Below are 15,540 nucleotides of genomic sequence, written 5' to 3' on the forward strand. Positions count from 1 at the left end.
GTGCTTTTTTTAGCGTAAAAGCGGCTGTTTTTTTGATTTTTTGCTCTATTTTTTGTCGGCAAAACGTATCTATTGTATTCCAAGAACCTGCATTAACACTTAACCGCTCATGATAAACGATAACTATATTAACCATTTGGAAACCAACGTTTTCCCAAACTATTTCAATACCTGTCGCTGGTTTGCGGGGAAAGCACGTGCACAGAAAGAGTTTCAGGTTCAACATTCGTTGCCTTTTGGCAATGCCTGCATTATGATCGTTGAAGTTTCTTACTACGACGGTCCTTCTGAGTTTTACCAATTGCCGCTTACTGAAGTTTCTCACAACACCGAAATTCCCGAAAAAGGCATTCTTGAGAAAACGGATTCGACACAGTTGATCGATGCCATTTATGATGAAGGATTCAGAAAGGAATTATACACGAACATTTTCAAAAGTTCGCATCTTATTTCCGGTTCTTCACTGCTCACATCACAGAAAGGCAAAGGCCTCTCCGAGTCCGATACCCCGGAAAGCATCGACAGTTGGGTATTACCGGTCGATTCAAGCAATTCAGCGATGTTGTTTGGTGGAAAATATTTTCTGAAACTCTACCGAAAACTTTTCGACCAAACCAACCCCGAGGTTGAAATGGTGAGTTTTTTAACCCAACATTCCGGTTTCAGCAATATTCCTGCTTATGCCGGCAGCATTACCTGGCAACGTAAAGGGCTGCCCGACGTTACGCTCGGCATGATGCAACAAGCTATCCGCGCCGACAAAGACAATTGGGTCTTGACGGGCGATTTTCTCAACGATTTCATGTACGGCGTTCCGAGTGGCTTGTTTAGCATTAAAGAAGGAGTTTTTGAGCAGGTAGCCCTACTTGGCAAACGTACGGGTGAAATGCACCTCGGCTTGTATGCACCCGGTGCCGAAGAAGCGTTTGCTCCTGAAGCATTTGATGCTTCTTACCGGGCATTTTTGCTTGGTCGCCTCACTGACCTTCTCGACCGTCGCTATGCGTTGTTGATCGATAATTATCAAAAATTGGACGAACCTACGCAACGATTGGCGTGGATCTTTATGGAAGCGCGTGAGTTAATCGATGATTTTGCCCATGAAATGCTCACACGTCCACTGGAATCTCTACGCGTTCGGATTCATGGAGATTATCATTTGGGACAGGTACTTACCCAAAACGGCGACTTTATCATCATTGATTTTGAAGGCGAGCCTGAAGCGACCATTGCCGAACGTAAAATCAAGCATAGCCCATTTAAGGATGTTGCGGGTATGATCCGGAGCTATCATTATGCCGTCAGTGCGAAGCTTTTTGACAGCAACGAAACCAAATATATTTCCCCCGAAAAGCTTCAGGTTGTGTCGGACCGTTGGTACAAACTCATGCGAGATACCTATTTGGAAGCCTATTTGGAAGCATTTGGTTGGCCTCATCCGCTGTTCAAAAGTCAAAATGAAATTAACTTTTTACTGCTGTTCTTCCTGTTGGAAAAAGCGGTGTATGAGCTTGGGTATGAGATCAGTTATCGCCCGTCGTGGGTAAATATTCCCTTACGGGGAATTGTGGAAGTGATTCGGGAAATAGAGAAATTAAAAGAGCCGATAGTACGAATCAGTCGTTTAGGGGTTTCTTAAATTAACATCTCGAAAGGCCGGACGACTCGTTCAAAACTTTCGGGAAGTTTAAACGAAGTTTACTATTTTTGCCACCTGATTAAATAACCATTTTAATGATCAACATTCAATCCATCGTACAAGCCTCTATTGATACCAAAAATCGCGTCCTGTCTGACCAAACCCTTCTTGATACGGTTGCCGATGTAGCCGAAGCCATGACAACTGCTTTTAAAAATGGCAAAAAAGTGCTTTTTTGCGGTAATGGCGGCAGTGCTGCCGACGCGCAACACTTAGCCGCCGAATTCAGCGGTCGCTTTTATTACGACCGTCCGCCGTTGTATTCAGAAGCACTGCACGTCAATTCTTCCTATGTAACAGCCGTGGGCAATGATTACAGTTACGATGTTATTTATTCAAGAATGATTCAGGCCATGGGCCGGGAAGGCGATGTTCTGGTAGGGATTTCGACCTCCGGTAATTCAACCAATGTGATCAAAGCATTGGAAGTTGCTAACGAACTGGGAATGATCACGGTAGGCATGACGGGTGAAACCGGCGGAAAAATGAAAGAAGTGAGTACATTTTTGGTGAATATTCCTTCCAAAGATACTCCTCGCATTCAGGAATGTCATATATTACTCGGACATATCATGTGCGAGATCGTTGAAGCCAACGTATTTCCGAAATAATCATAAGAAAACCAACAACGTTAAAAAGATTCACCCAATTACTATTTCATAAATGTCTCTTTTACAAAACAAAGTAGCTATCGTAACGGGTGCATCTCGCGGAATCGGGAAAGCCATCGCCACTCGGTTTGCTCAGGAAGGCGCACAGGTAGCATTTACGTATTTATCAAGTGTTGAAAAAGGCCAAGCGTTAGAAGAAGAACTCCAACAATTTGGCACCAAGATCAAAGGGTATCGCTCCGATGCTTCCGATTTCAAATCGGCGGAAGACCTCATCGCTCAAGTAGTGGCCGACTTCGGAACTGTTGATATTGTAGTGAACAATGCAGGCATTACGCGCGACGGTTTATTAATGCGTATGACAGAAGAACAATGGGATGAAGTAATTCGCGTTAATCTAAAGTCTGTCTTTAATTTGACCAAAGCCGTGACACGCGTCATGATGAAAGCCCGCAGCGGTTCTATCATCAACCTTACGTCGGTGGTAGGTCTGACAGGCAATGCCGGACAGGCCAACTATGCCGCTTCAAAAGCAGGTATCATCGGATTTACAAAATCAGTGGCGAAAGAACTCGGCTCTCGAAATATTCGTTCTAACGCCATTGCACCGGGTTTTATAGAAACCGAAATGACAGGTGAGCTGAACGAGAAAGCCATCGAGGAATGGAAACAAAATATTCCACTCAAGCGCGGCGGCCAACCCGAAGAAGTAGCCGATTGCGTCGTATTTTTGGCATCAGATTTGTCTAAATACATTACCGGCCAAGTATTGCAGGTAGACGGCGGTATGGTTATGTAATTTGGCGTCGTTAGTCAATCGTCCACCGTCTTATCAGTGAGTACGCATTAACCCTTTTTCATTATGAACAATGGCCGACCTCGGGCGGCAAACGACCTTTGACTAACGACCCACTAAGACAAACACCATACAAATGCTTTTAACCGAAATTATCTTTCAAACTTCTCCCTGGTACGTCGGATTTTGCTTGTTATTGGGCGCAGCTTATGCGTTTTTTCTCTACCAACCCAAGCCTGTATGGAGTAAACTTCTTAATACCGGATTGGCCATTTTGCGGGGAGCGCTTGTGAGCATCATTGCCTTTTTACTGCTTAATCCGCTGCTGCGCAGCATTCAAACGCTCGTTGACAAACCAAAAGTGGTGATAGCGATTGATAATTCGGAATCAATGACCAACGATGGCCCCAAAACATTAACGGCCCTCAATAATCTTCGCGAAGCACTGGCGGATGAAGGGCTCGAAGTGGCCGTTCAAACACTCAATAGTGAAAATTACCAAGATGAACTTGCCAAGCTGAAATTTGACCGAACCACCACCAATCTGTCGAATTTGTTGAACAGCGCCAAAAGCAATTACGAAGGCCGCAACCTGACCGACGTGGTACTGTTGACGGATGGCATTAGTAATCAGGGCCTTGCTCCTACGTACAGCAATTATCCATTTCGTATCCACAGCATTGGGGTAGGCGATACTCTTCCTAAGCGAGACGTAAGCATCAAAGCCATTTCGGCTAATAAAATTGCTTATTTAGGTAATCAGTTTCCTATTCAGGCAGACATTACGGCGAGCGGTTTTCAGGGACAAACAGCTACTGTTTCGTTGCGCCAAAATGGAAGTACGATCAGTACACAACGCATCGCGTTTGGTCAAAAAGAAGATTTTAAACAGGTTTCGTTCCAAACTTCTTCCACTCAAAAAGGCGTTCAACATTATACATTGGATGTAGAACCGTTGAAAGGTGAATTTACAACCCGTAATAACCACCGCGATGTATACATTGACATCATCGACGGCAAAGAAAAAGTCCTGATGCTGGCCTTGGCCACGCACCCCGATATCAAAGCTATCCGAACTATTCTTGAAAAAAACCTGAATTACGAAGTAGATGTTAAAATTTTCGGGGTGAATCCGGCCGCCGAAACGTTTGCCGAAAAAAAATACGATCTGATCATTCTTCATCAACTGCCGGATCTGTTTAACATTGGCGGCGATATTCTCCAGCGCTACCTTCAGCGCGACAATACGCCTGTTTTCTTTATTTTAGGGACCCAATCCAATACTACCAAAGTCAGCCAGTTAAACTCTGCCGTAACGGTCATTTCCAACCCGGGGCAAATTGATAAGGTATCGGGCCGTTTTAATCCCAACTTCAAACTGTTGAATCTGGATGCTGATAAACTCAGTATTTTGGAAAAAATGCCGCCACTGACCGTGCCGTTCGGTGAATATCGCCTGATGCCCGGCAGTGAAACGATCCTGTATCAAAATGTCGGCAATCTGCGCACCAACAAACCTTTGTTGATCTTAAATACCGGTGGTGCCCGCAAATCGGCGGTACTTGTCGGTGAAGGAATCTGGCAATGGCGCTTGGAAGAATACGCCCTCACCGACAAGCAGGAAGCGGTCGATGAGTTGCTGCAAAAAGTGATTCAACTCATTTCGGTCAAAGAAGACAAACGCAAATTCAGGGTATATCCGCTGGCCAATGAGTATAATGTGGGCGATAAAGTGACGTTTGAAACGGAGGTTTACAACGATATTTACGAAAAAATATACGGCCAAAGTATCCGCCTCGAAATCACGGATGAAAAGGGCAAACTGCAACCTTATACGTATACCAACGGTGAAGGAAATTCGCGCTTTGAATTGAGCGGACTTAAACAGGGGGTGCACCAATTCAAAGCGACTACCAGTCTTAACAACAAAATTGAAACCGTAACAGGACAATTCATCGTTCGCGATCTGGCACTCGAATCGTTAAATCATACGGCTGATTATGGTATGCTGCGCGCTCTTGCCCAACAGTCCGGCGGTCAATTTGTTAAAGCAAACCAAATCGAAAGCTTGAAAGACTATTTGCTTAAAAATAAAGCCGTTGACCGCCTTGACAGTACCGAAGATCTTTCGGAATTGATTCAAAACAAGTGGTTATTTTTCCTTCTATTGCTTCTGGTTACGCTGGAATGGGGAACGCGTAAATACCAAGGGAGTTATTGAGTTGAGTATTATGGAAAAACAATTTTGTCGTCCTGAAAGGACTTATCTTCTCTTTTGGCGCAGTTGCTCAGGTATTTTCAGCACGACAAATCAATTCCTTTTTCTGTTTTACATTTTGCATTTATCATTTTTCGGTTCTGACGCATTCGCCCAAGCTGATACCACACGTCCTAACTATCGTGCTTTACGGTGGCTTTTGGCGGGCGAGTCTGTTGCTTATTCGGCCTCTATCTACGGTCTGAGTAAAGCATGGTACAAAACACCTTTCACGCATTTCAGCATCAACGACGATGCCCACGAATGGAAACAGCTCGACAAAGTCGGGCATTTTTTTACGGCCTATCAGATATGTCGCCACACCGCTGCCATCTACAAACAAACCGGAATCACTAACCGCCAGGCAGCTTTGTATGGCGCATTATCCGGTTTCCTGTTTCTGACACCCATTGAGATTTTAGATGGATTTCAGTATCCAACGTATGGGTTTTCACCCAGCGATATGGTTGCCAACATCATGGGGCCATCGCTCTATTTGGGTCAGTATGCATTATGGGGTGAAGAACGCATCACTCCAAAGTTTTCTTTCTCTCCTACCTCTCTCGCTAAAATACGTCCGGAACTTTTAGGACGAAACTTTAGTGAGCAGTGGCTCAAGGATTACAACGGCCAAACGTACTGGTTTTCAGTAAATTTATCTTCTTTTGCGCCGCATTCCAACATTCCCAAATGGCTCAGTGTATCGCTCGGCTACGGAATTCATAATATGGTTGGTGCCGAAATAGAGAAGAGTCAATCGTTGGGTTATGACCCCTATCGCCAATATTACCTGTCGCTGGACATTGATTTTCGCCGCATTCCTACGCGCCACAAAGGGCTTAAAACACTTTTCTTCCTGCTCAATACCCTCAAAGTCCCTGCTCCTGCTCTGGAATTCAACCGAAAGCAAGGTTGGAAAGGGCATTGGCTGTATTTTTGAGAAATAAGTCGACTTAAGTTTGTGCAAATAATGCACATAGTGATTTTATGTACGCGCTGTTGCTTCTTCTGAAAATCACTTATCTCTTCCCGGTTCTTAAAATTATCCAGTACTGCCAAAAATGAAGCAAACCCAAAAAGTACCTAAAATTAAAAAGCCAATTTTGCCTTTATAAGTGGTAAGATTGGCTTTTCTGTGAGTATTTAAAGAATAAACATAACTTTACTTTCTTAAAAACCCTTGATAAATCATGGCAAAAACCAAGTTGATTCCCCGTGCTTCATCCGCTTACGACCCTCCTTTATTGATCAAAACCCTCCTTGCCCAAGCGGTTCGATACAATCCCCAACGCGAAATCGTGTATCGGGATCTATTCAGGATGGATTATCATACGTTTGATAAACGCGTGCGCCAACTTGCCAATGTTCTCACAAGCGCCGGCGTAGAAGCAGGTGATACTGTGGCCGTTATGGACTGGGACAGCCATCGATACCTGGAGTGCTTCTTTACTATTCCCTGTTTGGGTGCCATTTTGCACACCATCAATGTGCGGCTTTCGCCCGCACAGATTTTATATACCATGAATCACGCCGAAGACAAAGTGGTGATTGTTCATGAGGATTTTGTGCCGCTTCTTGAGGCCATTAAAGGACAACTTTCTACCGTCGAAAAATACATTATCATCAGTGACAAAGTATATGCAAACCCTGACGCAGAGATCATTTCTACGACATTTGCACTAGAGGGAGAATATGAACGTTTGGTCAATGATGCAAACGACCAATTTGAATTTCCTGATTTTGAGGAAGATTCCATCGCAACCACTTTTTATACCACCGGCACTACGGGCAACCCTAAAGGCGTCTATTTTTCTCACCGCCAGTTAGTGATGCATACATTCTGTTTACTGGCTTATTTCCCGGGTTATCGGGCACTTCCCTTGGATAATCGTGATGTATATATGCCCATAACACCTTTATTCCATGTTCATGGTTGGGGATTTCCGTTGTTGGCTACCATGCTCAATTTCAAACAGGTATATCCGGGCCGTTACGAGCCTGAAATGTTGCTTAGGCTGTTGCTCAAAGAAAAAGTAACATTCTCGCATTGTGTGCCAACTATTTTAACGATGTTGGTCAACAGCCCCATTGCCAAACAGGTTGACCTGAGCAATTGGAATGTACTGATCGGGGGTTCAGCTCTAACACGGGGTTTGGCCAAGGCTGCATTGGAACTGGGCATTAACATAACGCAAGGGTACGGAATGTCGGAAACGGCACCGATCATGGCCGTTGTTCACCTCAACGATGAGCAACAAAAATTAAGCATTGAAGATCAACTTGAATTTAGAACAAAAGCGGGAAAAATCGGCCCATTCGTTGAATTGCGACTCATGGATGATGAAGGCAACTTCCTCCCTCACGATGGCGAGACCGTGGGCGAATTGGTAGCACGTGGACCGTGGATGACACAGGGGTATTACAAAGATCCGGAAGCATCGGAAAAGCTTTGGGCCGGCGGATGGCTACATACCGGCGACGTTGCTACTATCGGTCCCGATTATTATGTCACCATCGCCGACCGCGTCAAAGATGTGATCAAGACGGGCGGAGAATGGGTATCTTCATTGGATATTGAGAATTTGCTTTCACAAATAGAAGGCGTCGCCGAGTCGGCTGTCGTAGGATTTCCCGATATAAAATGGGGGGAAAGACCGCATGCTATTCTCGTTATCAAGCCTGATTATCAAGGTAAATTAACACCGGAAAGCATTAAATCTACTTTGCAGGCAAAAGTAGATTGTGGAGAGATCAACCGATGGTATGTTCCGGACCAAATCAAATTTGTTCCCGAAATCCCTAAAACCTCCGTTGGTAAAATTGACAAAAAGCGGATACGTTCCGAAATGAAGGAAATGATCATGAGGAATTAGTCATTCAAGTTATTATAAAAGCTTTGTAAATTTTATTAAAAGTCCGTTTTGCCATAACGAAAGTAGCTAAAAAAAGAACCCTTTGGTGTGGCAAAACGCGCTTATTTACCAAAAAATCGCCATTATTGTAATCCGTATCAGGAAACTGCCTAACGCTTTACAAAATGCCTTCATCACCAAAGAACAAACTTTCAAACCCTAATCGTCAAACCCAATCTACCCTTCTCGGCGCGGCCTTCCTTATGGCTACTTCCGCCGTTGGACCGGGCTTTCTGACGCAAACCACCGTTTTTACCGATAAATTATTAGCCAATTTCGGCTTTGTTGTTCTCCTTTCCATTTTGCTGGACCTGGGCGCTCAACTCAATATTTGGCGCATTATTGCCGTCACCGAAAAGAGAGCGCAGGATATTGCTAACGATCTGTTTTTCGGGCTTGGGTATTTGCTTTCTGCATTGATCGTCATTGGAGGTTTTGCATTCAACATTGGCAACGTGGCCGGAGCAGGCTTAGGTATTGAGGTCATGAGTGGCTTAGACGTAAAAATCGGCGCGGTCATCAGCGCCTTGATCGGCATTGGGATTTTTTTATTGCCTGAAGCCGGAAAAGTCATGGACAATTTCGCCAAATGGTTGGGTCTCTTGATGCTTATATTGATCGCTTACGTTGTTCTTTCCGCTAATCCTCCAATTGGCGAAGCGATTACCCGAACAATCTTCCCTCAAAAGTTTGACCCAATTGCCACTATTACGCTGGTTGGTGGAACAGTTGGCGGTTATATTACCTTCGCGGGCGGGCATCGACTTTTGGAAGCAGGAGTTAAAGGTGCTGATGCGCTGCCATTGGTCAACCGTAGTGCTACAATGGGCATATTGGTCACCTCTTTTATTCGTTATTTTTTGTTTCTGGCCACCTTAGGAGTCGTCACAGCGGGGCTTACATTGGGCAAAGAAAACCCACCGGCATCGGTATTTCAATTGGCCGCCGGGCAAACAGGCTATCGGTTATTTGGGGTATTGATGTGGAGCGCAGCTATTACTTCAGTCATTGGCTCAGCGTATACTTCGGTCTCTTTTCTGCGTACTTTCCACTCATCATTGGAAAAGAACCACCGCTTTTTAACCGTTGGTTTTATCGTTATTTCGACCGTTTTGTTTTTATGGATTGGAAAACCCGTACAGATTCTGGTGTTCGTCGGGACATTGAATGGCTTTATTTTACCCATTGCCTTGGCAGTTATGCTCATCGCCGCTCGAAACAAGCGATTAATAGGGACTTACAAACATCCTGTTTGGTTGCAACTTTCGGGTTGGCTTGTGGTGCTGATAATGAGCGGAATGGCTTTTAAAGCATTGATTTAAAAAGTTTACAACTACATATCTAAGCCTCTATACAATCGTTTCAAGGACAAAGGGCATTGATGAAGCGCATACAAAACGGCAGTAGCCTCGTCGTTATCGTAATCGCGAATGATCCACGTAGCGTCGGGTTGCTTGGTATAAACTGAAACATGCTTGCGATCTTGGTGGATCAGCACGTACTCTTTAAAACTCGGCAACGTTCGATACATTTCATATTTGGTGGTACGGTCAATAGCTTCAGTAGACTTTGACAATACTTCAACCACAAGAAGAGGGTTGATTATAGTATCTTTACGGTTTTGAAAAAATTCAGGCTTTTCACAAATTACTACTGCGTCCGGATAAACAACTTTGTCATATTGTTCAATTCTGATTTTAGTATCGCTGTTGTTTACGATATAATCAAAATTATTCTCTTCTATGAAAATATCAATTAGATTAGCCGCTTTCTGGGCTAAACGGTTGTGATTGAATGTTGCTCCTGCCACCGGTCTTATAATTCCATTATGATATTCGTGTTTGTGTAAAGCCTTTTCCTCAGATTGGAAATAAGCCTCCAACGACACGCGACGCGGGCCTTCAATTATCCTACGGGTTTTAGCTGGCAGCATAGCTTATTTTTTAGTCAAAGATACTTTTTTTTAATTTTTCTTCCCTATTTGGCATTCTAAATCATATCGGTGAACTCACTTAATTCCAGAAATGACTCGCATTGGTCTTCTTTCCGACACTCATTCCTATTTAGATAATGCTGTTTTTGACTATTTCAAAGACTGTGATGAGATTTGGCACGCCGGCGATCTGGGGAATCTCGAAATTTTGGAAAAACTGGAGAAATTCAAACCGCTACGTGCCGTTTATGGGAATATCGATGCCAAAGAAGTGCAATGGCAAGCCCCCGAGCATCAACGATTTGAACTCGAAGGATTTCGGATTTGGATGACCCACATCGGCGGCGCTCCGCCCAATTACAATCCTCAGGTCAGGCCTGAATTAAAGAAAAACACGCCGGACATTTTCATCTGCGGTCACTCGCACATTTTGCGCGTCATACGCGATCCTCAACTTCGTAATATGCTGTACATGAACCCCGGCGCAGCAGGGCGTGAAGGATTTCATAAAGTTCGTACTGTATTGCGCTTTACCTTGGATAACGGCAAAATCTCTCAATTGGAAGCCATTGAGTTGGGGAAACGGGGTAGCTTATAAAAAGAAAGGATGCGTTTCCGCATCCTTTCTTTTTATAAATTATTACTTTTTTATTCCTTCTCGCCTTCCAACCCATCCGTGATCATCTTACGAATCATTTGGTGAGGACGAAGGCCATTTGTACGTTTATTGCTGTTTCCATTGCCGTAATTCATGGTTCTGTCGGCAGAAGAAGAAGCCTTAAGGGCCAAATTATGCGTATTAAGCATTGAATTGCGGAATTGCGTAAACTCTTCTTCGTTCATCATTTCACGGGCAATTTCTCCTTTGGCATAACCATCGTTGAAGGAAGCGATCCGACTGTCCGTTTGTGCCAAACGCGTTGATTCGATGAGTTCATCCAAGTCATTCCGCAATTTTGTACGCTCAGCCCGTAGATCATCCAACGTTTGAAATTGCTGAAGTTCATGTTCCAAAATATCTTTCTGCGTAGTCTGCTCAGCCAGATCTTTATCCGCTTCCTGTAGCTCTTTGTTCAGTTTTCGGCGACGACGTCCCAATCGCCACAAACGGGGGTCGATCTGGAGCCAACGATACCAGAAATTTTGTAATACCGGCAGCGCCATTCCAAGCGAAACGGCTCCCGCCAAGGCAAATAAAATACCGCTCAAAACAAAGGATGCCAAGGCCCAAGGGCTATTGACCAACCCCAAATTGAGTTCATCGGAACGCAAAAGCTGTTGTTCAATTTTTTGTAATAATACCTGTTGTTCTTTTGGCGTAATAGTGCTGTTGGGATCAAGCGGGGTAGCGCCCAATTGAAGGTTTTTAACGGATTTATTAATGGCTTCTTTCAGTTTGTCAGTGCGGTAGGCTTCGTAACGAAACCAACCCAAAATGCCCAAAGTCACAATAGCGAACCCTGCCAAACCTACTTTGAACCATGCATAACGCTTACGATCCTGTTGAGTGTGTTGATCTACATACGGCTTTTCAATCAGGCGGTCGTAGGCCGGTTTCAGCAAAATGGAGATCATAGCAAGACCAACGGCAAAAGCCCAAGCCTCATTGCTGTTCCGAATATTGAGCGCGTACGCCACAATTTCGTGCGAAATAATTAAGTCCCCGAAAATAAAAGCAGCACCCGCAAAGAAGAAAAAGAAACCCGCCAACAACGAATACTCTGACTGTGTTTCTTTACGGCGATGGCGTAACGCTTCCGTTTCTGCATCAACTTTATCACGTTGAGAAGTCAGTTCTGTAATGCGTTTTGTTGCTTTTATAACCCGTTGGACAAATTCCTGCAAACGGTCATACGCTGTTTTGCGCTTTACGGCCGTTTCTTCGATTTCTTTATCGATGCGTTGAATATCATTTCGACGGTCGTCGATGCGTTGGGCAAGCCAATTATAATGAATTTGGCTTGACAAATAGCTTTCGTAGGGATTACGATTTTCCGAACCCTCAATCCCGCTGTTATAGCCGTGTTGAAAATCCGATTCTTCGGTGTGCTCTTTATTTGTTTCCTGCATGGCTTTCTTTGTTTTAAAAACTTGCAACTAATTTTATGCCGGGTAATTATAGACTTTCCAAGTTTTAAGTATTCAGACATAAACTCGGAAAGTCTGTGTCGTTTGATTACTTATTGTTGATTTTTTGAGGTTGACTGAATCGCCCTCATTTGTCGGTCTGTCAAACGGTCGCGCAATTGGCGCGCAAGGTAAAATTCGCTCTCAAATAATTTGATAAGCGCATCACGACGTGCATTAACCCGCGCCAGTTCCGCCTCTGCCCGATTCAGATGCGGCATGATCTGCCATTTTTGAATACGCAGTTCATCTATTTCTGCATTCAAACGATTCGTTTCTTCTTCCCACGTTTCTGTTTTGCTTGTTTTTTCTTTTTTCATGTCAGCTCCCGTCAGCCAAATCCGCAGATCATTGCGAAGTACGGTGATATTGCTCAAGAGCAATTTGCCGGCAAACAGAAACAGGAAAAACACAAACACAAACAACGCCACTGCTCGCCAAACGGTTTGATTTTGAAGCGCTTGTACAAACACAAACAACGCCGCTGCAAAAGGCATACCAACCTCCTCTAAAAGTCTGCGCCACGACACATTGCTGTCGGTATCGTGGAAAAGTGAGACTCTTCCAAATAAGTTAAACATCCCTGCCAGAAACACTCCAACGGCTATCCATTGGCTGCTTGAATACAAAGGCTGTAGTGTATCTGCAATCAGGAAATAATTGCCTACACACATCGCCGTAGAAAACACCAGGCCTACAATGGTACGGGGCAATTGGTGCTCTCCTTCATTTTGGCGCGCATCCAATTCCGCAGCCTTATCTTTCAGCTCATTGATCTTGGTTTCTTTTTGTTCAATGAACAAATTCAATTCCTGTATCTTTTCACCATGACGTTCTACATCTAACTCTAAATCAGCTGTTTGATGAACAAAATAGCTCCTGATAATGGCTACTTTTTCTTCGGGTTTTGATTCCGAAAGTCCAAAAATAACGCCTTCATCACGGAGCATTGTTTCATCCTCCAACCATGAAGGCCATTCCACGGGAATAGTCGGCTGTACGGGTTGAGGTTGCGTAAAATCCCACGTATGGGTGGGAGCGGGAGTCTCTTCGGTCAGGATACGTGTTTGCGGCACAATCACAGGTAAAGAGGTCGTTGGAAGTTCAGTGGTCAACTTCGGGCTTTCGGTCTTGGGAGGGTCCAATTCCGCAAAAGACACTAATTCGGGGTCTTTTCGGAAGTTGTCAGGGCTAAAATAGGCTTTGATTCGATCAAAAAGGCTCATAGTGGCGTATTTGGGCTGTTAAAACGGACGTTTTATAAACTTGAAGTTGAACAAAATTATTGTACAGCGCCCCAAAAATGGGACGAAAGGCGCAATTTATGACGCAGAGTTCATTTTTTTACCTTTAAATAAAAAACTCCACACAAAATGTGTGGAGTTTTTTCTACAAATTCTATAAAATCAAAGCCTATGCCTTTGTCGCAATCTTCAATTCGTCCAATTGCTTTTGGTCAATGGTCGAAGGTGAATCGATCATCACATCGCGGCCTGAATTGTTTTTGGGGAAGGCAATAAAATCACGGATTGAGTCAACCCCTCCAAAGATGGAGCAAAGTCGGTCAAATCCGAAGGCGATTCCCGCGTGCGGCGGCGCGCCAAATTCAAAGGCATCCATCAAGAATCCGAATTGTGCTTTCGCTTCTTCAGGCGTAAAGCCCAAGATCTCGAACATTTGCATTTGCAACGGACGTTGGAAAATCCGTACCGAACCTCCTCCTACTTCGGTTCCGTTGATAACCATATCATAGGCATTGGCTCGAACAGCACCTAAGTCGGTCGTCAACAAAGGAATATCTTCCGGTTTCGGACTCGTAAACGGGTGGTGCATGGCAAACCAACGCCGCTCTTCTTCTCCGTATTCCAACAGCGGAAAATCTACCACCCATAACACTTTGTACTCGTCAGGATTGCGCAACCCTAAACGGCTACCCATCTCCAAACGAAGTTCGTTCAATTGCTTACGGGTTTTGTTGGCCTCACCCGCCAGAATGAGCATCAAGTCGCCGGGTTCAGCGCCGAATGCTTCCGCCCATTTTTTCAGATCTTCTTCACTGTAAAATTTATCAACGGATGATTTTATGGTTCCATCTGCATTATAGCGGGCATAGATCAATCCTTTGGCGCCGATCTGCGGGCGTTTTACCCATTCGGTCAATTCGTCTATTTGCTTACGCGTATATTCTGCACAGCCTTTGGCACACACCCCGACCACCAATTCAGCCGAATCGAACAAGCCGAAATTTTTTCCTGACGTAACGTCAATATCGCCTTTCAGTTCTACAAACTCCATTCCAAAACGTACATCCGGCTTGTCAGAACCATATTTCTTCATAGCGTCGGCGTATGTCATGCGCGGAACTTCCGGCAAATCAAGTCCTTTGACCGCTTTGAACAAATGACGAATCAGCCCTTCAAACATTTGCAATACGTCTTCCTGCGTCACAAACGACATTTCGCAGTCGATCTGCGTAAATTCAGGCTGACGGTCAGCACGAAGGTCTTCGTCACGGAAACATTTTACGATCTGGTAATAACGGTCAAATCCCGACACCATCAACAACTGTTTGAAGGTCTGCGGAGACTGGGGCAAGGCATAAAATTCGCCCGGATTCATCCGGCTTGGCACCACAAAGTCGCGGGCACCTTCCGGTGTAGACTTGATCAAAACGGGCGTTTCTACTTCAATAAAATTCTGAGCGTCCATGAAAAGACGCGTTTGTTGAGCTACTTTATGGCGCAGTTCCAGATTTTTGCGCACTATATCACGGCGCAGATCCAAATAGCGGTATTTAAGGCGAAGTTCATCACCGCCGTCGGTTTTATCTTCAATTTGGAAAGGAGGTAACTTGGCCGGATTCAGCACCGCCAGTCCCGTCAATTTTATCTCAATATCTCCCGTTGCCATTTTATCATTCTTGGCAAATCGCTCGGTCACTACGCCGGTGGCCTGTACCACAAATTCACGGCCTAGGTTTCGGGCCTGCGCAATGATCTCCGGATTGGTCTTTCCTTCTTCGAGCATTAATTGAGTGATACCGTAACGATCACGCAGGTCGATCCATATCATACCGCCTTTATCGCGTGTACGTTGTACCCAACCGCTGAGAATTACTTCTTTACTGACATCTGAAATACGGAGTTCTCCGCAAGTGTGCGTTCTGAGCATACAAAAGTCTATTTCTTAATTTCTTTAAAAAGTG

12 protein-coding genes are annotated in these 15,540 nt (G+C 44.5%); 8 read left to right on the top strand and 4 right to left on the bottom strand.

The genetic code is table 11. The features are described from left to right. Nucleotides 1-109: 109 nt before the first annotated feature. The 7 genes from ACQY73_RS05130 to ACQY73_RS05160 all read left to right on the top strand — a co-directional run bounded on the left by ACQY73_RS05130 (nucleotide 110) and on the right by ACQY73_RS05160 (nucleotide 9,597). Complete coding sequence (locus ACQY73_RS05130) at nucleotides 110-1,639, top strand: maltokinase N-terminal cap-like domain-containing protein (protein ID WP_428662377.1); 1,530 nt, start codon at nucleotides 110-112, stop codon at nucleotides 1,637-1,639. A 95-nt stretch (nucleotides 1,640-1,734) separates the two neighbouring features. Continuing rightward, entirely contained in the window at nucleotides 1,735-2,310 is a 576-nt protein-coding gene (locus ACQY73_RS05135) for a D-sedoheptulose-7-phosphate isomerase (RefSeq protein ID WP_428662380.1), read from the top strand. Nucleotides 2,311-2,362: 52 nt separating this feature from the next. Next, nucleotides 2,363-3,109, top strand: a complete 747-nt coding sequence (fabG, locus tag ACQY73_RS05140; protein WP_428662383.1) for a 3-oxoacyl-[acyl-carrier-protein] reductase — start codon at nucleotides 2,363-2,365, stop codon at nucleotides 3,107-3,109. Nucleotides 3,110-3,242: 133 nt separating this feature from the next. Further along, nucleotides 3,243-5,327, top strand: coding sequence for a VWA domain-containing protein (locus ACQY73_RS05145; RefSeq protein WP_428662386.1), 2,085 nt, complete (start codon nucleotides 3,243-3,245; stop codon nucleotides 5,325-5,327). 10 nt (nucleotides 5,328-5,337) lie between these two features. Continuing rightward, a complete protein-coding gene (locus ACQY73_RS05150; protein ID WP_428662388.1) occupies nucleotides 5,338-6,303 on the top strand; it encodes a DUF2279 domain-containing protein in 966 nt (321 codons plus the stop codon). Between the two features lie 250 nt (nucleotides 6,304-6,553). Beyond that, entirely contained in the window at nucleotides 6,554-8,236 is a 1,683-nt protein-coding gene (locus ACQY73_RS05155) for a fatty acid--CoA ligase (RefSeq protein WP_428662391.1), read from the top strand. Nucleotides 8,237-8,400: 164 nt separating this feature from the next. Further along, complete coding sequence (locus ACQY73_RS05160; protein ID WP_428662394.1) at nucleotides 8,401-9,597, top strand: NRAMP family divalent metal transporter; 1,197 nt, start codon at nucleotides 8,401-8,403, stop codon at nucleotides 9,595-9,597. Between the two features lie 11 nt (nucleotides 9,598-9,608). Here the strand turns inward: ACQY73_RS05160 and ACQY73_RS05165 are convergent, their stop codons facing one another. Further along, complete coding sequence (locus ACQY73_RS05165; RefSeq protein WP_428662397.1) at nucleotides 9,609-10,208, bottom strand: Uma2 family endonuclease; 600 nt, start codon at nucleotides 10,206-10,208, stop codon at nucleotides 9,609-9,611. A gap of 91 nt (nucleotides 10,209-10,299) precedes the next feature. Here ACQY73_RS05165 and ACQY73_RS05170 point away from each other — a divergent pair, with 91 nt between their 5' ends. After that, nucleotides 10,300-10,806 (top strand): metallophosphoesterase family protein, encoded by a 507-nt coding sequence (locus tag ACQY73_RS05170; protein WP_428662399.1) that lies wholly within the window; start codon nucleotides 10,300-10,302, stop codon nucleotides 10,804-10,806. Between the two features lie 50 nt (nucleotides 10,807-10,856). On the opposite strand, the gene ACQY73_RS05175 is transcribed toward ACQY73_RS05170, so the two are convergent. From ACQY73_RS05175 to aspS, 3 genes are all read right to left on the bottom strand, one after another. Then, nucleotides 10,857-12,278, bottom strand: a complete 1,422-nt coding sequence (locus tag ACQY73_RS05175; RefSeq protein WP_428662402.1) for a hypothetical protein — start codon at nucleotides 12,276-12,278, stop codon at nucleotides 10,857-10,859. A 110-nt stretch (nucleotides 12,279-12,388) separates the two neighbouring features. Then, the gene (locus tag ACQY73_RS05180; RefSeq protein WP_428662405.1) at nucleotides 12,389-13,561 is read right to left on the bottom strand and encodes a hypothetical protein; all 1,173 of its coding nucleotides are present in this window, start codon (nucleotides 13,559-13,561) and stop codon (nucleotides 12,389-12,391) included. 187 nt (nucleotides 13,562-13,748) lie between these two features. After that, complete coding sequence (gene aspS / locus ACQY73_RS05185) at nucleotides 13,749-15,506, bottom strand: aspartate--tRNA ligase (protein WP_428662408.1); 1,758 nt, start codon at nucleotides 15,504-15,506, stop codon at nucleotides 13,749-13,751. Nucleotides 15,507-15,540 lie beyond the last annotated feature (34 nt).

Source organism: Runella sp. (assembly GCF_965279615.1).
In the GTDB taxonomy this organism is placed as follows: domain Bacteria; phylum Bacteroidota; class Bacteroidia; order Cytophagales; family Spirosomataceae; genus Runella.

Excerpts from the sequence above, each read along its gene's own strand:
- ACQY73_RS05170 (WP_428662399.1), top strand. The coding sequence starts at position 10,300 with ATGACTCGCATTGGTCTTCTTTCCGACACTCATTCCTATTTAGATAAT.
- ACQY73_RS05155 (WP_428662391.1), top strand. The coding sequence starts at position 6,554 with ATGGCAAAAACCAAGTTGATTCCCCGTGCTTCATCCGCTTACGACCCT.
- ACQY73_RS05150 (WP_428662388.1), top strand. The coding sequence starts at position 5,338 with ATGGAAAAACAATTTTGTCGTCCTGAAAGGACTTATCTTCTCTTTTGG.
- ACQY73_RS05175 (WP_428662402.1), bottom strand. The coding sequence starts at position 12,278 with ATGCAGGAAACAAATAAAGAGCACACCGAAGAATCGGATTTTCAACAC.
- ACQY73_RS05180 (WP_428662405.1), bottom strand. The coding sequence starts at position 13,561 with ATGAGCCTTTTTGATCGAATCAAAGCCTATTTTAGCCCTGACAACTTC.
- aspS (WP_428662408.1), bottom strand. The coding sequence starts at position 15,506 with ATGCTCAGAACGCACACTTGCGGAGAACTCCGTATTTCAGATGTCAGT.
- ACQY73_RS05130 (WP_428662377.1), top strand. The coding sequence starts at position 110 with ATGATAAACGATAACTATATTAACCATTTGGAAACCAACGTTTTCCCA.
- ACQY73_RS05165 (WP_428662397.1), bottom strand. The coding sequence starts at position 10,208 with ATGCTGCCAGCTAAAACCCGTAGGATAATTGAAGGCCCGCGTCGCGTG.
- fabG (WP_428662383.1), top strand. The coding sequence starts at position 2,363 with ATGTCTCTTTTACAAAACAAAGTAGCTATCGTAACGGGTGCATCTCGC.
- ACQY73_RS05160 (WP_428662394.1), top strand. The coding sequence starts at position 8,401 with ATGCCTTCATCACCAAAGAACAAACTTTCAAACCCTAATCGTCAAACC.
- ACQY73_RS05145 (WP_428662386.1), top strand. The coding sequence starts at position 3,243 with ATGCTTTTAACCGAAATTATCTTTCAAACTTCTCCCTGGTACGTCGGA.
- ACQY73_RS05135 (WP_428662380.1), top strand. The coding sequence starts at position 1,735 with ATGATCAACATTCAATCCATCGTACAAGCCTCTATTGATACCAAAAAT.